This is a genomic window from Streptomyces sp. SJL17-4 (genome assembly GCF_036826855.1).
Classification (GTDB): domain Bacteria; phylum Actinomycetota; class Actinomycetes; order Streptomycetales; family Streptomycetaceae; genus Streptomyces.
In genome coordinates this window covers 7,564,077-7,584,630 of the sequence record NZ_CP104578.1, presented here as the reverse complement: position 1 = coordinate 7,584,630, position 20,554 = coordinate 7,564,077, and the positions used below count along the sequence as shown (strand labels likewise).

Here is a 20,554-nt window from a genome sequence, read left to right as displayed (position 1 = left end):
AGGGCCTCAGCGGTCCAGGGCGTTGCCCAGGATGCGGTCCGCGATGCCGTTCCGCAGGGAGGCGGCCGGCGAGCTGTCCGGCTTGTGATGGGCTTGCAGACGGAAGCAGTCGAGGAACTCGCCCGCGATCCCGAGGCGGGGCCAGCGCTCCAGCACCTCTGCCTTGAACTCCGCCGGGAAGTCGTCCATGTAGCGGCCGGATATGTCCATGCTGGTCGACCGTTCCAGGAGGAAGCCCTCCGGGTCCGCGGCCACGTCGACCTCGTCCAGCATGTGCGCGACGACCGCCTCCACCAGACGCTCGCGCCGCGGCACCGGCCATCCGGCGCCCGCGCCGTACACCCAGGCCACATGTCCGCTCGCGTGGTCGAAGCCCACCGTCCGGTTGTCGAACTCGGTCACGAGGCCGATGTCGTGGAACATCGAGGCCACCCACATCAGTTCGGGGTCGAAGCCGATGCCGTGTTCGGAGCCGTACGCCGCCGCCCAGACGTAGGCGCGCACGGAGTGGTTCAGCAGGGCCGGGGAGCAGTAGGCGCGGGCGACGTCCAGGGCCCCCACGCAGGCGGGGGTGTCCGGGATCTTCGGGATGTCGTGAGTCATGGGGCCGAGTATCACCCCGCTCCAGGGCCCCCGGCAGGGTCCGCTGGCATTCACCTGACGCGGCGGGGACGGCTGTCAGGAGGACTCCCGACAATACAGCCGCCGTCTCAGCGGACAGGTTGGTCCGGTCGCCACAACCTGCTGGAGGTCCGCACCGTGCATGCCGCCGACTGGGCCGACATGCGGCCCCTGAGCGTGCGCCGGGCCATGGAACCGACCCCTTCTGCCTGACCGTTCACGATCGTGGAGAGACTTCCATGCAGTTCTCGCTCTCGGCCGAGCAACGCCGGCTTCTGGACCAGCTCCTCGACGACTCCTGTGTCGGGCAGGCCATCGACCGCATCGGGCCGCGCACCGGCGCCACGGACCGTGCCCCCCTCTCCTTCGGCCAGGAACGCCTGTTCCTGGTGGACCGGTTGCGGCCCGGTTCGCCCATGTACGTCGGCACGGGTGCCCTGCGCCTGCGCGGCGACCTCGACCCCGCTCTCATGGAGCGCTGCTTCGCCCTGCTCGTGGAGCGCCACGAGGTGCTGCGCACGGCGATCGGCGAGTCCCCCGAGACCGGCGAGCTGGAGCAGCGGATCCTGGGCGCCGACGAGGTCACCGTGCGCGTACCGGTGCGCGAGACGACCCGCGGCGAACTGCACCGGACGGTCTCCGAGTTCGCCTCCGAGGGCTTCGACCTGGCCCGCCCGCCGCTGCTGCGGGCGGTGCTCCTGAAGGTCGCCGACGCCCCTGAGCCCGAATGGACACTGGTGTTGTCGGTTCACCACATCGTCGTCGACGGCTGGTCCATGGGGCTGTTGATGACGGAGCTGGGGACGGCGTACGCGGCGCTTTCCGAGGGCCGCGCGGCCGGTCTGCCGCCGCTGGCGCTGCAGTACGCGGACTTCGCCGCCTGGCAGCGCGGCACGCTGGAGCAGGGACTGCTGGACGAGCAGCTCCAGTTCTGGCGGGAGACGCTCGACGGCGTCCCGATGGTCGACGTGCCGGCCGACCGGCCGCGGCCCGCGCAGCGCGCCTACGCCGGTGACACGGTGCCGCTGCGGCTTCCCGCGTCCGTCGTGAAGGGGCTGCGTGCCCTCACCGACGAGGCTCAGGCGACCCTCTTCATGGGACTCGTCGCCGGCTGGTCGATCGTCCTCGGCCGCTGGTCGGGCGAGGACGACGTGGTCGTGGGCACGCCGGTCGCCGGCCGTCGCCGGGCCGAGCTCGAGTCCAGTGTCGGCTTCTTCGTCAACACCCTGCCGCTGCGGGTGGGCCTGGAGCCCGGCGACGACTTCCGGGCTCTGCTGCGGCGCACCCGGGACGTGTGCGTGGACGCTTACGCGCACCAGGACGTGTCCTTCGAGCGGATCGTGGCCGAAGTGCCCGCCGAACGGGACGTGTCCGGCCAGACCACCCTCGCCCGGCACTGGCTGGTGCTGCACAACACCCCGCCGCTGGCGTTCTCCGTGCCCGGTCTGGAGGCCGAGGTGCTGCCGTCGCTGGTCGGCACCGTCCGGTGCGACCTCTCCGTGCAGCTCGTGCCCGAGGAGGACGGCGGGCTCGACGGCTGGCTGGAGTACTCCACCGAGCTCTTCGACCGGGACACGGCCGCCCGACTGGCCGCCGCCCTCGTCTCGGTGCTGACCGCCGCCGCGGAGACCCCCGGCCGGGCGGTGCGGGAGCTGCCGGTGATGTCCTCGGAGGAGTACGAGCGGGTCGTCGGCGCGCTCGCCTCGGAGCCGGCCGTGGAGTCGCTGCACACCGATGTGGTCGCCTGGTTCGAGGCGCAGGCCGACCGTACGCCCGACGCCACCGCCGTGATCGCGGACCGCCCCGGAGACGGGGACACGGCCGGGGCCGGGGAAAGGGGCGGGGCCGGGGAAACGGGCGGGGCCGGGGAAACGGGCGCGGAGGTCCTCACGTACGCGGAGCTCGACGCACGGGCCAACCGGGTGGCGCACCTCCTCGCCGGCCGGGGCGTCGGACCCGAGGACCGGGTGGGCGTCTGCCTGGAACGGGGCGCCGATCTGGTCGCCGCCGTCCTCGGCGTCCTGAAGGCCGGTGCCGTTCACCTGCCGCTCGACCCCGACTATCCGGCCGCGCGTCTGGAACAGCTCGTCGGCGACGGCGCGCCGCGGATCGTGCTGACCGGGCCGACGCTCGACGGGCTCTTCCCGGGCCGGGAGAGGGTCACCGTCCCCGAGGGCGGGGTCACCGGCCTGCCCGACCACCGTCCCGTGAACGGGCCCCTCGCCTCCGGGCGGGCCGCCGCCCTCCTGTTCACCTCCGGCTCGACCGGACGCCCGAAGGGCGTCGTGCTCACCCACGGCGGTCTGCTGAACCGGCTCGCCGGGATGCGCGAGGCGTACGCGATCGACGCCGGCGACCGTGTGCTGCAGAAGGCGCCGATCGGCTTCGACGTCTCTCTGTGGGAGCTGCTGCTGCCCGTCGTGTCCGGAGCGGCCGTGGTGCAGGCCCGTCCCGGGGGCCACCGTGACGCGGACCACCTCCACGAGCTGATCGACCGGCACGGGGTCACCGTCTGCCACTTCGTCCCGTCGATGCTGCGCGAGTTCCTCGCCTCGGCGGACGCGGCGGGGGCGGGGACCTGCGCCCATCCGAGCGTGCGCGTCTTCTTCAGCGGCGGCGAGAAGCTGTCCGCCGAGCAGGCCGGGCTGCTCCTCGACCGTCATCCGGCGGCGCGGCTGTTCAACCAGTACGGGCCGACCGAGGCCGTCATCGACGTGACCGCCGGGCAGGTCGGACGGCCCGTGCCCGCCGACGTCCCCATCGGACGGCCGGTGCCCGGCACCGAGCTGCTCGTGCTCGACGCCCACGGGCGGCCGCAGCCCACCGGCGTGCCCGGCGAGCTGTTCATCGGCGGCGTCCAGCTGGCCCGCGGCTACTTCGGGGCGCCCGGGGCGACCGCCGAGCGGTTCGTCCCGCACCCCTTCGCGCGGGGCGAGCGGCTGTACGCGACAGGCGACCGGGCACGGCGCCTGCCCGACGGCTCCCTGGAGTTCCTGGGGCGCGGCGACAGCCAGGTGAAGGTCCGCGGCCACCGTGTCGAGGCCGGCGAGGTGGAGGGCGCGCTGCGCCGACACCCTGTCGTCTCCGACGCCCTCGTCCGTGTGCGCGTCGACGACACCGGACAGGTGCAGCTCGTCGGGTACGTGACCACGGGCACCGAGGAGGTGCCCGCGGGGCTGGACACGGAGCTGCGCGAGCTGCTCGGCGGTCTGCTGCCCGAGGCGATGGTCCCGTCGCACCTGGTGGCCCTGGAGCGATGGCCGCTGAACGCCCACGGCAAGGTCGACACGGCGGCGCTGCCGGAGCCGGACGGCCGGGACAGCGGCATCCCGTACGAGGCGCCGCGGACGCCGCTGGAGGCGCGGCTCGCCGAGCTGTGCGCCGAACTCCTCGGCGTGGAGCGGCTCGGCCGCCAGGACTCGTTCTTCGCGCTCGGCGGTCACTCGCTGCTCGCGCTGCGTGCCATCTCCCGCATCCGCGCGGAGTTCGGGGTACGGGTGCAGGTCGGCCAGTTCTTCAAGGCTCCCGACCTCGCGTCGCTGGCGGAGCTCGTCGCCGAGAAGCAGGCGCTGGCGGAGGGCGCGCCGTCCGACGCGGCCCCGATCCCGAGGATCGACCGCCGCCGTGTCTGACGTGCCCCGACGCGCCCCGTTGCGCGATGCCTCACGCGTCTCCCCCACCGATGTCCCGCGCCCGGCCGCGAGGCCGACGCCCGGTTCCGCCGAGCCGTGGCTGCGGCGGTTCCGGCCCGCCGGGCCGGTCACCGTCCGGCTGATCTGCCTGCCGCACGCCGGTGGCTGGCCGAGCTACTTCCGCCCCTGGTCCACGCTGCTGCCCGCCTACGTCGACCACGCGGTCGTGCACTACCCGGGCCGCGAGAGCCGCGACGACGAGCCGTGCGTGACCACGATGGAGGCGCTGGTCGACGCCGTCGCCGAGGCCGTCGAACCGCTGCGGGACCTGCCGCTGGTGCTGTTCGGCCACAGCATGGGCGCCGCGGTCGTCCACGAGCTCGCGCTGCGGCTCCAGCGGACGGGAGCGCCTGCGGCCCATGTGGTCGTGTCGGGGCGCCAGTCGCCGACGCGGCGGCGTGTCACCTCGTACCACCTCGCCGACGACGCCACCTTCCTGGCGCACGTCCGCCGGCTCGGCGGCATCCCGGACGAGGTCATCGACCACGCCGAGCTGCGAGAGCTGTTCCTCGGCCCGCTGCGCAGCGACTACCGGCTCATCGAGCGGTACGAGCCGAGCTCGCTCGAACCGGTCGCGGCACCGCTCACGATGATGTGGGGCACGGAGGATCCGCACTGCTCGGAAGCGGGTGCCCTCGCCTGGCGTGACGTAGCGGGCCGCGGTTTCTGCCCGCTCTCCTTCCCCGGCGGCCACTTCTATCTCGCGGACGACCACGCGGGACCGGTCGCGCACCTCGTGCGTCTGCTCTCCGCCGTGGCCTCCTCCGCACCGCGGTACACCGTCTTCCAGGAGAGGCAGCGATGAACGACGCAACGGCACCGACCGGCACGACAGCCGCCACCGACCCGCCACGGACCGCCGAAGCGGCCGTCGAGATCCGGACGGACTGGCGGGCCGACGGCCTGCCGGCCCTGGTCAGGGCCGAGGCGCCCGGCACCGGTCTCGCCGCCTGGCTGTCCGGCCACCGGGAGGCCGTCGACCGGCTCGCCCACGAGGCCGGCGCCGTGCTCTTCCGGGGCTTCGACGTCACCGACGACAAGGGATTCCGGGAAGCGCTCGACGCCCTCTCTTCCCGGGTCCTGGACTACGGAGAGCGTTCCTCGCCCCGCAGCGAGGTCTCCGAGGGCGTCTACACGTCGACGGAGTATCCGGCGGACCAGCACATCCTGCTCCACAACGAGCAGTCGTACACGGACAACTGGCCGCTGCGGATCGTCTTCTTCTGCGAGCGCGCGGCCACGAAGGGCGGCCGCACGCCGCTCGCCGACTCCCGCCGGGTGCTGGCCGGGCTGCGGCCGGAGACGGTCGAGAAGTTCGAGCGGCTCGGGGTGCGGTACGTCCGCAACTACCTGCCGGGCATCAGCCTGTCGTGGCAGGAGGCCTTCCAGACGGAGGATCCTGCGGACGTGGAGGCGTACTGCGCCCGCGCCGGCATCACGGCCGAGTGGGTGGACGAGGAGCAGCTGCGCACCCATCAGGTGCGCCCCGCCGTGCACCGGCACCCGGTGACCGGGGAACGCACCTGGTTCAACCACGCGTACTTCTTCCACATCTCCTCGCTGCCGGAAGAGGTCAGCGAGGGACTCCTCGCCGCTGTGGAGCCCGAGGACCTGCCGTACAACACGTACTACGGGGACGGCACGCCGATCGAGCCGGAGACGCTCGACGAGATCCGGTCCGTCCTCGACGCCGGGACGACCGGTTTCGACTGGGAGCCCGGTGACGTCCTCCTGGTCGAGAACATGATCACCGCACACGCCCGTGAACCCTTCGAGGGGCCGCGCCGGATCCTCGCCGCGATGGCGGATCCGGTCGGCGACCTCGTGGGACGGACGACGGAGGGGAAGAAGTGACGACCGGCGAGCGTACGGACATCCCGGGGGCTCACGCCGAGCCACTCGACGACGAGCCCTTCCTGCTGAAGCTGACCGCGGCGGAGCCTGGCACCCCCCTCGGCCCCTGGATCGACGCCCACCGGGAGCGGCTGCTCACCGCCCTCGACCGCTACGGGGTGCTGCTCTTCCGCGGCTTCGGCGTACCGGATCCGGAGGCCTTCGGGCGGGCGGCGCGGGCCTTCTCGCCCGAGCTGCTGGGCTACCTGGAGCGGGCGGCGCCGCGCAACGAGGTCGCCGACAAGGTCTTCACCTCCACGGAGCTCAGCGAGGAGCAGTGGATTCCCTTCCACCACGAGATGAGCTACGCCCACAACTGGCCGAGTCGCCTGTACTTCTACGGCGACCGGCCCTCCGCGACCGGCGGTGCGACCCCGGTGGCCAGTGAGCGCCGTGTCTTCCCGAGGATCCCCGCCGAGGTCCGCGAGCGGTTCCAGCGGCACGGCGTGCGGTACGTCCGCAACTACGGGCCCGACCTGGACATCCCGTGGCAGGAGGTCTTCCAGACCGGTGACCGGTCCGAGGTGGAGGCGTACTGCGCGCAGTCCGGCACGGACCTGGAGTGGACCGGGAACGACGGTCTGCGGACGGTGTCGCGACGGCAGGCCCTCGCCGAGCACCCGCGCACCGGCGAGACCGTCTGGTTCAACCACGCCCACCTCTTCCACACCTCGAACCTGCCGGCCGAGGTCGCCGAGGTCCTCATCGGCGAGTACGGCCCCGAGGGGCTGCCGCGCAACGCCTACTACGGCGACGGCGAGGAGATCGAGGACGAGGTGATGGCGTTGATCCGCGGGCTGTACGAGGAGGCCGCCGTGAGCTTCCCGTGGGAGCGCGAGGACGTGATGGTCGTCGACAACTTCCTGGCGACGCACGCCCGGGAGCCCTTCCGCGGCGACCGGCGCGTCCTCGTCGCCATGTCCGACCTGTACGTGGCACCCGGTCACCGCTGACCCTCTGATGGGGACGGCACCGGACCCCCTGCCGCTCTCTGCGGCAGGGGGTCCGCTGTCACTTCGCGCAGGCCGCGACGAAGGCCGTGAAGAGCTCGTCGTCGCCGGAGACCTCGGGGTGCCACTGCACGCCGAGGACGAACCTCTTGGCGGGATCCTCGGCCGCCTCGACGACACCGTCGTCGCTGCGGCCGGTGACGGTCAGCCGACCCGGGTCGGCGACGGCCTGGTGGTGGTGGGAGTTGGTGACGGCCAGCGGTCCGTACACGGCGGCGGCCCCGCTGTGCGCGGTGAAGCGCACCTCGTGCTGACCGAACTCGCCCTCGCGCGGGCAGTGACCGGTGTGCCCGACGACGTCGGGCAGGTGCTGGTGGAGTGTGCCGCCGTAGGCCAGCGCGAGGAGCTGCAGGCCGCGGCAGACACCGAGGACCGGCAGGTCCAGGTCGAGGGCGGTGCGCAGCAGCAGCAGTTCGCCGTGGTCCCGGTCGGGACGGGGGGTGTCGGAGGCGGGATGCGGTTCCTGTCCGTAGTGGGCCGGGTCGATGTCCGCGCCGCCCGTGAGGAGCAGCCCGTCGAGGCGGTGCAGGACGTCGGCGTCCAGGTCGTCCGGCGGCAGGACCACCGCACGGCCGCCGTTGGCGGTGATCCCGCGCACGTAGGACTGCTGGACGACGGTCGCGTCGGTGTCCCAGATGTTCCAGCGGGCCTGGTCCCGGTAGCCGGCGATGCCGATGACGGGGCGGCTCATGGGCGTGCTCCAGGGGGTCGTCGTGAGGTGGGTCAGGACGCGTCGGCGCGCAGGGCGCGGCCGGCGAGGGCGAGGGAACGGTCGAGGAGGGCCGTGGCCTCGGGCAGGGCGGCACCGAGCGGGGTGCGGGCCGCCCGCAGGGCGGCGACCCGGTCGGCGAGGCCGGCGGCGGGCTGCTCGTCGCGGACGGCGGCGGCGAAGACGTCGGCGAGCTCGGGCAGGTCCTCTTCGGTGAGGCCCTGGTACGCGGCTTCGTTGAGGCCGATGCGCACGCCCTGGCCGGTGAAACCGGGCAGCCCCGCCATGAAGTTCACCTTGAGTCCGGCAGCGTGGAGCCGGTCGCTGGCGAGGCCGGGGGCGATGCCGTCGCGCGCGGTGTCGAGCCACAGCTGGTGTCCGGCGGTGTAGCCGCGGTCGGCGGCGCACACGGTGATGCCGCGCTCGGCGAGGAGTCCGGCGAAGGCCCGGGTGTGCCCGACGACGGCTCGCGCGTAGACGGGACCGAACTCCTGGAACTCCAGGAGGGCCATACCGAGGCTGAGGGTGGCGCCGAAGTGGTGGCTGCTGACCAGGTAGTCCTGGGTCTCCCGGATGCGCTTCTCGATGTCGGCGTCGCGGGTGAGGAGCAGTGCCTTCTGCGGGCCGGGGAAGGTCTTGTGGGTGGAGCCGCCGAAGCTGTCGGCGCCCTCGTCCAGGGGGTTGGGGAACTCTCCCGCGAGGACGAGACCCATCCAGTGGCTGGCGTCGACGTGGACGAGCGTCTCGGGGGACGCCTCCCGGACGGTGCGGACCAGGGAGGCCACGTCGACCGGGAAGAGGCAGTGGGACTGGTCGACGTAGACGAGCGTGGGCCGCACCCGGCGAAGCAGCTCGGCGGCATGGTCGAGGTCGAGGGCGTGCGGGTCGGGACCCCGGAGGAACTCGACTCGCAGGCCGAGCCGTTGGGCGACGCTCGGAGTGGCGTAGTGGCCGCCGTTCTCGGGGCCGATGGTGACGACGGTGGAGCCCGGGTCGCCGCCGAGGGTGGCCAGGGCGAGCGTCATCGCGTTGAGGCCGCTGAGCGGTCGTACCGAGACGTAGTCGGCCTTGCCGAGACGTTCCAGGAGCGGGATGGCGACGCCGGTCTCGACGTCGCGCAGGCCCTGCGCGCCCCGGAAGTGCCAACGGCCGGGATCGTCGGTCTCGTTGAAGAAGTAGCGGTGGTACGAGTCCAGGAGCATGGGCAGCTTGGCCAGTCCGGACATGGCGTTCTCGGACGGCACGAGGCTCAGCGTCCGTGCGGCGGCCTCCTCGTGCTCGGAGAGCAGCCGGACGACGTCGCTGAGGGTGATCTCTGCGGGGGCCATCGGCGTTCCTTTCATCGTTCGTTCGAGGCGGGCCGCGCGGCTGCGGCCGCGGAGGACGGGCCGGAGCGGGCGGCCGCGACCATCACCTGCCCCAGGGCGATGCCTCCGTCGTTGGTGGGGACCAGGCAGTGGGCGTGCGCGGACAGGCCGGCGGCACGCAGGGCGAGCAGCGAGTTGACGAGCAGGAACTCGTTGAGGAAGACGCCGCCGGACAGGACGACCCGGTCGGTGCCCGCGGCCCGGCACTCCTCGGCTCCCCGGTGACGGACGAGATCGACGACGGCCGAGTGGAAGCGGCGGCTGATCTCGACGGTGCCGAGGCCGGCGGCGAGATCGGCGGCGATCGCCCGGACGACCGGCCGGAAGTCGATCTCGACGGTCCGCTCTCCGGGCGCGGAGTCGACGGCGGGCCCGAAGGCGAAGGGGTACGGCTCCGCGAGCGTGAGGTCGCGGCCGAGAAGCCCTTCGAGCTCGATGGGGCCCTGGGCCTCGTACTCCGCCCGGGAGCAGACACCGAGGAGGGCGGCGACGCCGTCGAAGAGGCGCCCCATGCTGGAGGCCGGCGGTGCGTTCACTCCTCGGCGGGCCATCGTGGCGTACACGTGCCGTTCCTGCTCGGTGAGTTCGCCGAGGACGGGGAAGGCGGCGAGGGCCGCGTCCACGTCCCCGCCGAAGGCGTCGAGGGCCAGTGCGTAGGCCGTGCGGATCGGTTCGTGGACGGCCTTGTCGCCGCCGAGCAGGGGGATGTGGCGCAGCCGTGCGGTACGGCGGACGCCGGCGTAGTCGCCGAGCAGGAACTCGCCGCCCCAGATGGTGCCGTCGGTGCCGTAACCGGCGCCGTCGAAGACCACGCCGAGGGTGGTGCCCTCGATCCGGTTCTCCGCCATGCAGGAAGCCATGTGGGCGTGGTGGTGCTGCACGGCGATCACCTCGACGCCCTCCTCGGCGTCGGCCAGGATGTGCGAGCGGAAGGAGGGGTGCAGATCGCAGGCGACGAAGCGGGGCTTCAGGCCGTACAGCTCGGCGAGGTGGGCGGCGGTCTGCCGGTGCGAGGCGAAGGTCTCGTCGTTCTTGAGGTCGCCGATGTGCTGGCTGACGTACACCTCGTCGCCGGAGCCGAGAGCGATCGTCGTCTTCAGCTCGGCTCCGTAGGCCAGGATCGGCTCGGGGAGCGCGTCGACCGTCACCGGATACGGGGCGTAGCCGCGCGAGCGCCGCAGGAAGGTGATGACGGGCTCGTCGAGACCCGGGTGGTCGGTGCACCGGACCACGGAGTCGTCCACCCGTATGTGGATGTCCCGGTCGTGGTGGAGGACCAGATCGGCCACCTCGAACAGCTGGGCGAGCGCGTCCTCGTTGCGATGGACGATGGGGTAGCCGGAGATGTTGCCGCTGGTCATCACGAGAACGTCGAGCGAGGGATGGTCGAGCAGCAGGTGGTGCAGGGGTGCCGAGGGCAGCATGACGCCGATGTTCGGGTTCCGCGGCGCGACGGCCTCGGGCAGGCCGTGGGGCACCTTGCGCAGCAGGACGATCGGCCGGGCCGGGGACCGGAGCAGCTCGTCCTCCGCCCGGCCGTGGACGGCGATCCGGCCGACCGTGGCGAGGTCCTCCACCATCACCGCGAAGGGCTTGGAGTCACGCTTCTTTCGGCTCCGGAGCCGGGCCACGGCCTCGGCGTCCCGGGCGTCGACGGCCAGGTGGAAGCCACCGACGCTCTTGACGGCGACGATCCGGCCGGCGGCGAGCGCCTCGACGGCCGCGGTCATGGCCTCGTCCGCCTCGGCGAGGACACCGTCCGGCCCGGACAGGGTGACCCGGGGCCCGCACGCCGGGCAGGCGGTGGGCTGGGCGTGGTACCGGCGGTCGCGCGGGTCCTCGTACTCGTGCCGGCACTCCTCGCACAGGGTGAAGGAACCCATGGTGGTCTGCGCCCGGTCGTAGGGCAGATCCCGGATGATCGAGTAACGGGGTCCGCAATGGGTGCAGTTGGCGAACGGGTAGCGGTGGCGGCGGTCGCCCGGGTCGCGCACCTCGGCCAGGCAGTCGGGGCAGACGTGCGAGTCGGGGGGAACGGTCGTCCGGGCGTCGCCGCCCCGGACGCTCTCCCGGATGGTGAAGTCCGCCGGCACGTCGCCGCCCGCGGACGTCTCCTCGACGCGCACCCCGTTCACCCGGGCGAGCAGGGGCGCCCGGTCCCGCAGGGCGCGGGCGAAGGCGGTCAGGGACACGGGGCTCCCGTACACCTCGGTGAGGACGCCGAGGGAGTCGTTGAGCACCCAGCCGGTGAGCCCCAGCTCGTGGGCGAGCGTGTACACGAAGGGCCGGTAGCCGACCCCCTGTACGACGCCCTCGACCCTGATGAGCCACCGCTCGGACGGGCCTGGGCCCGTGCCGCCGACCGCTCCGGTCTCGCCGGTCTCGCCGGTCTCGCCGGTGGAGTTCTCCGACCGCATCCCCGCTCCCCGTCCTCTCAGCAAAGACGCGGGAGTTCCGCGCCCATGAGTTCCTCGATCTCGCTGATCCGGCCGTCCGCGCCGACCATCTCGACGGACTTCTCGGCCCGTTCGGTGATCTCGCCGATCACCACGGCCCGGCGCCCGTACTCGTGCGCGTGCAGGGTCTCCAGTACGACGTCGACGGCGTCCGGGGCCACGAACAGGGCGAGGCAGCCCTCGTTGGCGGCGTTGATGGGGTTGATGCCGAGCATGTCGGCGGCCATCCGCGTCTCGTGGTCGATGGGCAGCGCGCTCTCCTCGACGCGCACCGCCCGGCCGAGCGCCGACGAGTACTCGTGGAGGACGGCGGAGAGACCGCCGCGGGTCACGTCCCGCATGGAGCGGACCGCACCGGCCGGGACCTTGTCGCGGAGGCTGTCGATCATGCCGTTGAGCGGCGCGCAGTCGCTGACCACGCGCTGTTCGAAGCCGAGTCCCTCGCGGACCGAGAGGAGGTGGATGGTGTGGTTGCCGATCGGACCGCTCAGGACGATCCGGTCACCGACCCGCACGTCGGTCATCCGCTTCGGCTCCTCGTGGAAGACGCCGATGCCGGTGGTGTTGAGGAAGATGCCGTCGGCCTCGCCCTCGCCGACGACCTTGGTGTCTCCGGCGACGATCTTCACCCCGGCCTCGCGGGCGGTGTCACGGATCGATACCAGGGCCTGGTGGAGACGGGCGATGGGGAACCCGGCCTCCAGGATCATGGCCAGGGTCAGGTAGAGCGGCTCGGCGCCCACGACCGCGAGGTCGTTGACGGTGCCGCAGACCGCGATCTTGCCGATGTCGCCGTTGCCGAAGAACGGCGGGTCGACGACGAACGAGTCGGTGGTCATCGCGATCTTGCCGACCGAGATCGGCAGCATCGCGCTGTCCTCCATCTCGCCGATGTAGACGTCGTCCAGGACGTCCACGACGAACTCGACGAGTTCCCGGCTGAGCCGGGCCCCGGTCCCGTGATCGAGGACGATGTGCTGATCCAGAAGGGATTCCGTGCCGGTGCTCAACCAAGCTCCCAAAATCGGTGCGGACGTACGGTGCGGGACCGCCGCGCGGCGGCGTGCCGGGGCCGGGGGCCGTCGGAGGACGACGGACGTCAGGGGACGAGGGACGTCGGAGGACGAGGGACGTCGGAGGACGAGGGACGTCAGGGGACGAGGAACTCCTTGCGCGGCAGCTCGTCGCCGGCGTCCAGGAGGCCGACGATCTCCTCGGAGGTGGCGATGGTGGCGCAGTAGCCGTCCATCCACTCCAGGGCACGGATCTTGTCCTGCTCGCGGGCGGAGACGACGCAGTCGCTCGGCACCCAGACCTTGTAGCCGCGGAAGAAGGCGTCGGCGGCGGTGGTCTGGACGCAGATCTGGCTCTGCATGCCCGTGATGATCACGGTGTCCACGCCGAGGGCCTGGAGGCGCTCGTGCAGGTCGGTCTCGTAGAAGCCGCTGTCCTTGTTCTTCTCCAGGACGATGTCGCCCTCGTCGAGGAAGGCCGGGACGATCGCAGCGCCCTCGGTTCCCTTCTGCACCGGCAGCCAGCCGTCGTAGCGCTCGGCGATCGGGTCGTCCGCGAGGTTGATCAGCTGCAGGTGGACGACGTGGTGGCCGCGCTCACGCATCGCCTTCAGGAACCCCGAGAAGGCCGGCGTCGCCGCGTCGACGGCGTCGATGCGCTCCTGGTTCTTGTTGATCAGGTCGGCCTGGAGGTCGTTGGTGAGGACGGCGATCTTGCTCATGAGTCTCCTCGGAAGGTGGCGGACGCGACGAGGGCTCATACGCGCCTCACGGTAGGAACGAAGGTCCCGCCGGCACGGCGTCCGGCAACAGTCGGGGGAACCACTGACGGGCATGACCGGCGGCGGCTCCGGGTGGTCGCCGCCGACTCGGCCGTACACGCCGGACCCCTCCGGAGTTCTCCCGACTCACCGCCCGAGGGCCCTCTTGGTCAGCATCGGGTGCGCCGGAGGGCAGATCTCACATCACAAGCGAGGGGATGCGCACACCATGTCGGAGAAGACCGCAACACCCGGACCGTCGGCCGCCAACGCGTCGGCGGATCTGGTGAAGCAGGGCTGGCACCTGCAGAGCGCGGACACCGTGTCGCGGCTGCTCGGTGTCGGCGACGCCGAGTGGGCGGCCTACGCGGACCACTGGGACGACCTCGTCCTCGACACGTACATGAAGGACGGCGGAACCTACCGCAACCGGCGCTACGGGCACTTCCGGCTCGATGCCGACGGGCTGCGCCGGCTGCCGCACGCCCCCTACCGCCAGGAGTCGGCGGTCAACCCGCTCAACGGCGGGATCGACCGGCACTTCGAGCCGCTGACCGACGCCTTCCTCGCAAACCCCCTCACCAGCGGAGTCGTCCGCATGCTCGGCGAGATCTTCTCCGCCGCCGAGGGCATCGGCGCCTGGGACGTGAAGCTGCACCCCTTCCGCATCGTCACCGGCGCGGACCAGGTCGGCAAGCCCGCTCCGCAGGGCCGGCACCGGGACGGCTCCACCTTCGTGACCTCGTTGCTGGTGCACCGGAACAACGTGGAAGGGGGCGAGAGTTCCCTGCACGGCGACGACGACACGCTGCTGCTGCGATCGACGCTCTCCCGACCCGGCGACCAGCTGCTCGTGGACGACCGGCGGCTGCTGCACGATGTCACCCCGCTGCGCGCCGTCGACCCCGCGCTGCCGGCCTACCGAGACGTGCTGATCGTCGACTTCGACCGACTGTCCACCTGACCTCAGCCCGCTCGATCCGCGCTCCGCGGTCCCCGCGGTCCCCGCGGGCGTCGCGGGCGTCGCGGGCGTCGCGGGCGTCGCGGGCGTCGCGGGCGTCGCGGGCGTCGCGGTCCACGGCGACGGGCTCACAATCGCTCGAAGCCCCGGCGCAGTTCCCAGTCGGTCACGGCGGCGTCGAATGCGGCCACCTCGGTCCTGGCCATGTGCGCGTAGTGCCGCACCACCGGCTCACCGAAGGCCGCCGCCGGCAGCTCGGCCGACTCCCACAGGGCGAGCGCCTCGCGCAGGGTGCCCGGCACCCGGGGCGCGTCGGACGTGTACGCGTTGCCCCGGAAGGGCTCGCCCGGGGACAGCCCCTCGTCGATCCCCCGGAGCCCGGCCGCGAGGAGCCCGGCGACGGCCAGGTACGGGTTGACGTCACCCCCGGGGACGCGGTGCTCGATCCGCAGCGAGGAGTCGTGCCCGGTGAGCCGCAGGGCGCAGGTCCGGTTGTCGACGCCCCAGGCGACGGCGGTCGGGGCGAAGCTGCCGGGCTGGTAGCGCTTGTAGGCGTTGATGGTGGGCGCGAAGAACAGGCTGAGCTCGCGGACGGCGGCGAGCTGTCCCGCGAGGAATCCCTCGCCGAGCCGCGAGAGCCCGTACGGCCCGTCGCCGGCGAGTACGGGTTCGCCGTCCTCGCCGCGCAGCGAGATGTGGATGTGGCACGAGTTGCCCTCGCGCTCGTCGGGTTTGGCCATGAAGGTGATGCTGCGGCCCTCCTGCGCGGCGATCTCCTTGGCGCCCGTCTTGTAGAGGGTGTGGTTGTCGCACGTCGTCAGGGCGTCGGCGTACCGGAAGGTCACCTCGTGCTGGCCGAGGTTGCACTCGCCCTTGGACGCCTCCACGTACATGCCCGCCCCGGCCATCTCGGTACGGACACGGCGCAGCAGCGGCTCGGTCGTGGACGTGCCGAGGACGGAGTAGTCCACGTTGTAGCCGGTGGCCGGGCGCAGTTCCTGGTAGCCGCGCTGCCACGCCTCCTCGTACGAGTCCTGGTACAGCACGAACTCCAGCTCGGTGCCGACCATCGCCCGCAGTCCCCGCGCGGCGAGGCGGTCGATCTGCGCCTTCAGGATCTGGCGGGGCGAGACGGCGACAGGCGTGCCGTCGTGCAGGGCGAGATCGGCGAGCGCGAGAGCGGTGCCGGGCTGCCAGGGGATCAGCCGCAGGGTGGCGAGGTCGGGCAGCAGCCGGAAGTCCCCGTACCCCTGCTCCCAGGAGGAGTTCTCGTAGCCCTCGACGGTCCGCATGTCGACGTCGACGGCGAGCAGGTAGTCGCAGCCCTCGGCGCCGTGGGCGAGCACGTCGTCGAGGAAGAACTCGGCGGAGAACCGCTTTCCCTGGAGCCGGCCCTGCATGTCGGTGAAGGCCAGGACGACGGTGTCGATCTCGCCCGCGGCCACGCGGGCCTCGAGCTCGGCCGGGGTCAGCATGCCTCGGCGGCGTGTCATGGGGGTTCTCCTGGGTGTCGGTCGGAGCGGGGCAGGTGCGCGGGGCCTCGATCGTGACAAGAGGCCCTCGGTGCCCAGGAGTCGGGGGAATCCCTCGCCCACCGGCGCGGGAGCGGTGCCAGTCGGGAAGTCTCCCGACTGCAGCGGGGCCCGCCGCGCCCGCCCCGGGCCGGGTACGGGTACGGCGGGTGGTGACCGTTCTCAGGAGGCGGCCTGGGAGCTGAGAAGACTCCGGGCCCCCACGCCGGTGCGGGGCAGCGGGACGCGGTGGTCCTGGGAGCGGCCGACGCAAGCAGCGACCTCGGCACGGGAGGCCACCGCCAGCTTCTTGAAGATCCGGCCGAGGTGCGTCTCCACCGTCTTCTGGCTGATGACGAGCGCCCGGGCGATCTGGCTGTTGGTCCGGCCGTTGCTCACCAGGACCGCTATCTGGAGCTCGCGCTTGCTCAGTGCGTCGAGCGCTCCGGCCGCCACCCCCGCCTCGCCTCCGCTTCTGCCGACGACGCCTGCGGGCACGGCAAGGCGCCCGATGTCGGCGGCCCTGCCGTGGCCCGAGGCGAGCTCCTCGTGGATGCCCTCGCAACGCTCCCGCAGGTACGGGCTGTCGGTACGGCCGGCGGCCGTGACCGCGACGGCGGCGTGCCGGACCGCGCTGTGCGGATCCCCCGCACCCGACTCGACCCGGGCGAGCGTCCCCGCGAAGAGCGGGACCACGGTGTGGAAGCGCCGGCCCTCGGCCATGCTGAGGCCGCGCTCCAGATGCCCTATCGCCGCCTCGGTCCGTTTCAGCTCCGCCTCGGCCCGGGCCAGCCAGAACAGCCCGTCCATGTGCTCGACGAAGTCGTCGTCCCGCAGCGGGTCGAGTATTCGGGCCGCGGCATCCGTCTGGGCCCGCGCCCTGGCCCCCGTAGCGCCGCTCTCGCGCAGCCCCGCCATCGCGCACAACGCGTGGACCCGCACCCGCTCGCCGGCCGACAGGGACTCGACCGGGCCGAGGAGTTCCACCATCGTCTCGGCGGGCACCGGCCTGCCCAGGTGGAGCAGGCAGGACACCCAGCCGGCGAGCAGCTCGGCCCGCTCCACGGGGCCGAGGCCTGACGCCGAACGCACCGCCTCGGCCAGTTCGCGCTCGGCCGACTCCCCCTCGCCGAGCATCCGCCGGGCCCAGGCCGTCCAGAGCAGCGCCTCCACGCCATGGGCGGGGGATTCGGTGCTCCCGCCCACGCGCTGGAGCGTTTCCAGACTGCGGCCGAGCCGGCCCGAGAGGGCGAGCGCACTGCCCAGTACGGTCGTGGCCCAGGCCTCGTCGCCACCCGAGTCGCCGATGGTCAGCGCTGCCTGGGCCCAGGCGGAGGCGTCCATGGCGTCCGTCCACCGGTGGCCGGCGGCCGCGTCCAGCAGGAGGCGGCTGGTGCGACTGTCCTCACCTGCGATCTGGAACTGCAGGTGTTCCGCGAGCCGCACCTCGTCGGTGCGCTGGCGGGCGAGCAGGCGTGCGGCGCGGGCGTGTGCGCCGAGCAGCCAGCCGGGGCCGGTCGACTGGTGGGCGGCGGCCCGGAGCAGGGAGTTGCTGAACCTGAGGTGCCGGGCGTCCGCTTCGGCCTCGAAGATGTCCTGCCCGGCGAGTTCGTCGATCGCCGCCTGCAGTTCCTCGTCGTCGACCTGCGAGACGGCTTGCAGGACGTTGAGGCTGAACGGTTCGTCGAGGATCGCGGCGGCCCTGGCCACTCGCCAGCCCAGCGACGACAGGGCGTGGAAGTCGCGGAGCACCTCGGCGAGGGCCTCTACGGGAAGGTTGGCCCGGGAGGGCCACTGGGGGTGCGGGGGAAGCCGCATCGAGGCGAAGGCCTTGAGGAGTCCGGGGTTGTGGTCCGATGCCTCCAGGAGCAGCGAGCTCTGTACGCGGCTGATGTCCTCGGGCAGCAGGGCTCCGGCCTCCTCGGCGGAGAGCCGGGGCGGTACGACCCTGCGGGCCTGGCCGTCCCGTACGGCCTCGTTGAGTACGGTGTGCAGCTGAAGGCTGCTCTGGCGCGGCCGGTGCGCCAGCGCGATCAGCACGGTTCCGCGCGGAGGATGACGCACGAGGTGTTCCAGGAGCTCCAGGGAGCTCTCATCGGCCCAGTGCACGTCGTCGAGGACGATGAGCAGCCCGCGCGAGGCCGAGGCCTCCTCCAGGAGCCCGCGCACGACGCGGAAGTTCTGGTACCGGAAGACGGGGTCGTCCCGCAGCTCGGCGGTCCCCTCGCCCAGCCCCAACAGCCCGCCGAACGCGTCGTCGTCCCGCCCTTCCTGTCCTTCGTCCCCCACGCAGGTGCTTCCTCTGGTCAGGAGGTCGTCCATCACGCCGAGGAACAGTCCGAAGGGGGCCCGGGCCGAAGAGGGCTGCACGGACGCCCGCCCGACGACGACCCGCCAGCCGCGCGCCTCCGCGTCGTCGGCCAACTGGGCGAGCAGGGTGCTCTTTCCGGTCCAGCGGTCACCGGTCACCTCGAGGACGTGAATCGGGGGTCGCGGCTCCAGCAGTAATTCGGCCATGTCGGTGGGCAAGTCCGAGATCACAGGCATGAGTGTTCCCCCCTGTTTGCTCTGCAAGAAGTCCGCCAAAGGGTTGTAGGCGGCTCACTGCTAACGGTACGACGGGCATGCCCACGATGATCACAGGGAGGTGACGACTGCACAATACAATTCCCGATGCATCTTGCGCAGATGAATCGCTGAAATCCCCCTTAACCACTGCCTGAATTTGCCCCGATCTCGCCCCATGGGACCCCTTCACCCCTTTCCCGCCTCTGGTCGCCGCTCCACCGTTTCACCCGCTGTTCGCGCCGCAAATCTGTCAAGTTGCAGGATGCGTCGGAACCTCCGATGAATTCTCACCCGGACCCAGAACAAAGGGTGATTCGCTGCGAGGACGGTACAAATAAGCCACGCCCCGGAGCGGGCAGCGTTGGCGGATCCTCCCGCATCCGGCACCGCGGGCGCCGACTGAGCGCAATACCCACCACAAGGGTCCGCGTACCGGAGGCCCCGGAACAGGCCCATGGCTGTCGCCTGGCCGAGCTGCGAGGGAAAGCCGTGCGCGCCGATAGTCGGTCTGCAACCCATCGGTGGCCGACCGGGTCACTGAAGTGGGTTTCCGGTGATACTTCGGGAACCACCGGTGACGCCACTGACCTGCGGCTTCGATGCCATATGGCCGAATCATGCCAGGGCGCCGGCAGCTTGGTGCAATTCATTCTCCGGGGGATTCGCGTGCGGTCGTATGCGCGGCGAATAGGGGGCCGAATACGGTCGGCCGATTTCCGCTCGCGATACTTTCGCAGTCGTAGATCATCCCCGCTTCGCCTTGGCCGTCCCGAGGTCAGTCGGACGGTGGGGCCAGATCGCCGCGCAGCCGCCGGGCGCGGAGCGCCAGCTCCAGTTCGAAGCGGCGGTCCGGGTCGTCCAGGTCGTCGCCCCACAACTCACGGAGCTGCCTCAGGCGGTAGCGCACCGTCTGCGGGTGGACTCCGAGCCGGGCGGCCACCTCGGGAGCACCACCCCGTGTCTCCAGCCAGGCCAGCAGCGTCTCGGCGAGTCGTTGGGCGTGCGCCGGGCCGCCGGTCTCGTCCAGCTGCGCCAGCCGCCGCCGCGCCAGATCGTCGATCAGCTCACCCGCGGGCAGCAGCACCAGGGCTTCGACGTGCTCGCCGCAGTGCAGGAGCCGCCCCCGTGGCAGCAGCCCCTGCTCGATCATCCCGACGGCGGCCTCCGCCCAGCGCAGTGACGTGACGGCCTCCGCCAGGGGGACCGACGGGCCGATCGCCCCGGACCAGCCGGTCACCGCCCGGTCCAGCAGCTCCGCTCGTCCGGGGGCGTCCGGGTCCGGTACCACCAGACGCGGCTGCGCGCCTTCCATGTCGAGCAGCATCTCGTCGCCCACGGCAGGGGCGACGGCTTCCTGGGCGGGGCGGAGCAGCACCGCCACCGCGACCCTCCCGGGCAGCTGCCAGCCCAGGTCGGCCGCGCGGTCGGCGAGCAGGGCGGTCGGATCCGTGCGGTGTTCGGTGAGCAGGAGATCGACGAGCAGCCGTTGCAGGCGCAGGCGCTCCCCGGCCCGGCGGGCGACGGCTTCGGCGTAGCCGCGTACCGACTGGGCCACCATGACGTCGAGGTACTCGAACGCCGACTCGGCCAGTTCGTACATGGCCGAAGGCGGGATGTCGACCTGCTGGCCGACCTCCGCCATGCGCCGCCAGGAGAGGCGGACGCCCAGCCGGTAGATCCCCTGCAAGGAGTCCAGGCTGCGCCCTTGGGAGACCTCGCCGCGGCCGAAGTCCCGGAACAGCTCCGGGAGGGCACGCGGCCGGTCGGACCCCGTGGTCATCTGTTCCACGAAGAGCTCGAGGGCGTGCCGGATGGCCACCAGGGCCTTCGGTTCTCCGGACTCGTCAGGGAGGAGCACCAGGCCCGGATACTCCCGCCGGATCTCGGCGAGGATGTCCTGGGCCAGTTCGGGGACCTGCTCCAGGGCGCGGTCGGCGAACTGCTGAATCCGTTCTCGTGGCACGTCGTGCCACGCTGACGACGTTTCCACCA

Annotated in this window: 14 protein-coding genes; 5 read left to right on the top strand and 9 right to left on the bottom strand. The window is 72.0% G+C overall.

The genetic code is table 11. From position 1 onward, the window contains the following. Nucleotides 1–6 precede the first annotated feature (6 nt). On the bottom strand, nucleotides 7–603 hold the full coding sequence (locus tag N5875_RS34205) for an HD domain-containing protein (RefSeq protein ID WP_318206387.1): 597 nt from the start codon (nucleotides 601–603) through the stop codon (nucleotides 7–9). Nucleotides 604–860: 257 nt separating this feature from the next. Between N5875_RS34205 and N5875_RS34200 the strand changes: the two genes are divergently transcribed. Genes N5875_RS34200 through N5875_RS34185 form a run of 4 tightly spaced genes read left to right on the top strand, consistent with a single transcriptional unit; the run spans nucleotide 861 to nucleotide 7,159 of the window. After that, a complete protein-coding gene (locus N5875_RS34200; RefSeq protein WP_318206388.1) occupies nucleotides 861–4,253 on the top strand; it encodes an amino acid adenylation domain-containing protein in 3,393 nt (1,130 codons plus the stop codon). Further along, on the top strand, nucleotides 4,246–5,118 hold the full coding sequence (locus N5875_RS34195) for a thioesterase domain-containing protein (RefSeq protein WP_318206389.1): 873 nt from the start codon (nucleotides 4,246–4,248) through the stop codon (nucleotides 5,116–5,118). The genes N5875_RS34200 and N5875_RS34195 overlap by 8 nt, the downstream gene beginning before the upstream one ends. Further along, nucleotides 5,115–6,167: a TauD/TfdA family dioxygenase gene (locus N5875_RS34190; RefSeq protein ID WP_318206390.1), complete on the top strand. Its 1,053-nt coding sequence runs from the start codon at nucleotides 5,115–5,117 to the stop codon at nucleotides 6,165–6,167. Before N5875_RS34195 ends, N5875_RS34190 begins: the two co-directional genes overlap by 4 nt. Continuing rightward, nucleotides 6,164–7,159 carry a TauD/TfdA family dioxygenase gene (locus N5875_RS34185; RefSeq protein ID WP_318206391.1) on the top strand — a complete coding sequence of 332 codons (996 nt, stop codon included), beginning with the start codon at nucleotides 6,164–6,166 and terminating at the stop codon, nucleotides 7,157–7,159. The genes N5875_RS34190 and N5875_RS34185 overlap by 4 nt, the downstream gene beginning before the upstream one ends. A gap of 58 nt (nucleotides 7,160–7,217) precedes the next feature. Here the strand turns inward: N5875_RS34185 and N5875_RS34180 are convergent, their stop codons facing one another. The 5 genes from N5875_RS34180 to N5875_RS34160 all read right to left on the bottom strand — a co-directional run bounded on the left by N5875_RS34180 (nucleotide 7,218) and on the right by N5875_RS34160 (nucleotide 13,483). Continuing rightward, nucleotides 7,218–7,907: a gamma-glutamyl-gamma-aminobutyrate hydrolase family protein gene (locus N5875_RS34180; RefSeq protein ID WP_318206392.1), complete on the bottom strand. Its 690-nt coding sequence runs from the start codon at nucleotides 7,905–7,907 to the stop codon at nucleotides 7,218–7,220. A 32-nt stretch (nucleotides 7,908–7,939) separates the two neighbouring features. Beyond that, on the bottom strand, nucleotides 7,940–9,253 hold the full coding sequence (locus N5875_RS34175) for a hypothetical protein (RefSeq protein ID WP_318206393.1): 1,314 nt from the start codon (nucleotides 9,251–9,253) through the stop codon (nucleotides 7,940–7,942). Nucleotides 9,254–9,264: 11 nt separating this feature from the next. Beyond that, nucleotides 9,265–11,709: a carbamoyltransferase HypF gene (gene hypF, locus N5875_RS34170; RefSeq protein ID WP_318206394.1), complete on the bottom strand. Its 2,445-nt coding sequence runs from the start codon at nucleotides 11,707–11,709 to the stop codon at nucleotides 9,265–9,267. A 17-nt stretch (nucleotides 11,710–11,726) separates the two neighbouring features. After that, nucleotides 11,727–12,758 carry a hydrogenase expression/formation protein HypE gene (gene hypE / locus N5875_RS34165; RefSeq protein WP_318206395.1) on the bottom strand — a complete coding sequence of 344 codons (1,032 nt, stop codon included), beginning with the start codon at nucleotides 12,756–12,758 and terminating at the stop codon, nucleotides 11,727–11,729. A gap of 140 nt (nucleotides 12,759–12,898) precedes the next feature. After that, entirely contained in the window at nucleotides 12,899–13,483 is a 585-nt protein-coding gene (locus N5875_RS34160; RefSeq protein ID WP_318206396.1) for an isochorismatase family cysteine hydrolase, read from the bottom strand. A 268-nt stretch (nucleotides 13,484–13,751) separates the two neighbouring features. Between N5875_RS34160 and N5875_RS34155 the strand changes: the two genes are divergently transcribed. Then, nucleotides 13,752–14,486, top strand: a complete 735-nt coding sequence (locus N5875_RS34155; RefSeq protein ID WP_318206397.1) for a 2OG-Fe dioxygenase family protein — start codon at nucleotides 13,752–13,754, stop codon at nucleotides 14,484–14,486. Nucleotides 14,487–14,611: 125 nt separating this feature from the next. Here the strand turns inward: N5875_RS34155 and N5875_RS34150 are convergent, their stop codons facing one another. From N5875_RS34150 to N5875_RS34140, 3 genes are all read right to left on the bottom strand, one after another. Next, entirely contained in the window at nucleotides 14,612–15,976 is a 1,365-nt protein-coding gene (locus N5875_RS34150; RefSeq protein ID WP_338498099.1) for a glutamine synthetase family protein, read from the bottom strand. 201 nt (nucleotides 15,977–16,177) lie between these two features. Beyond that, nucleotides 16,178–18,511, bottom strand: a complete 2,334-nt coding sequence (locus N5875_RS34145) for an AAA family ATPase (RefSeq protein WP_318206399.1) — start codon at nucleotides 18,509–18,511, stop codon at nucleotides 16,178–16,180. 826 nt (nucleotides 18,512–19,337) lie between these two features. Next, a complete protein-coding gene (locus N5875_RS34140) occupies nucleotides 19,338–20,525 on the bottom strand; it encodes a helix-turn-helix domain-containing protein (RefSeq protein WP_338498097.1) in 1,188 nt (395 codons plus the stop codon). Nucleotides 20,526–20,554: the final 29 nt, after the last annotated feature.

Coding starts and splice junctions, on each gene's coding strand:
- N5875_RS34205 (WP_318206387.1), bottom strand. CDS start 603: ATGACTCACGACATCCCGAAGATCCCGGACACCCCCGCCTGCGTGGGG.
- N5875_RS34155 (WP_318206397.1), top strand. CDS start 13,752: ATGTCGGAGAAGACCGCAACACCCGGACCGTCGGCCGCCAACGCGTCG.
- N5875_RS34150 (WP_338498099.1), bottom strand. CDS start 15,976: ATGACACGCCGCCGAGGCATGCTGACCCCGGCCGAGCTCGAGGCCCGC.
- N5875_RS34200 (WP_318206388.1), top strand. CDS start 861: ATGCAGTTCTCGCTCTCGGCCGAGCAACGCCGGCTTCTGGACCAGCTC.
- N5875_RS34180 (WP_318206392.1), bottom strand. CDS start 7,907: ATGAGCCGCCCCGTCATCGGCATCGCCGGCTACCGGGACCAGGCCCGC.
- hypF (WP_318206394.1), bottom strand. CDS start 11,709: ATGCGGTCGGAGAACTCCACCGGCGAGACCGGCGAGACCGGCGAGACC.
- N5875_RS34190 (WP_318206390.1), top strand. CDS start 5,115: ATGAACGACGCAACGGCACCGACCGGCACGACAGCCGCCACCGACCCG.
- N5875_RS34160 (WP_318206396.1), bottom strand. CDS start 13,483: ATGAGCAAGATCGCCGTCCTCACCAACGACCTCCAGGCCGACCTGATC.
- N5875_RS34145 (WP_318206399.1), bottom strand. CDS start 18,511: ATGGCCGAATTACTGCTGGAGCCGCGACCCCCGATTCACGTCCTCGAG.
- N5875_RS34175 (WP_318206393.1), bottom strand. CDS start 9,253: ATGGCCCCCGCAGAGATCACCCTCAGCGACGTCGTCCGGCTGCTCTCC.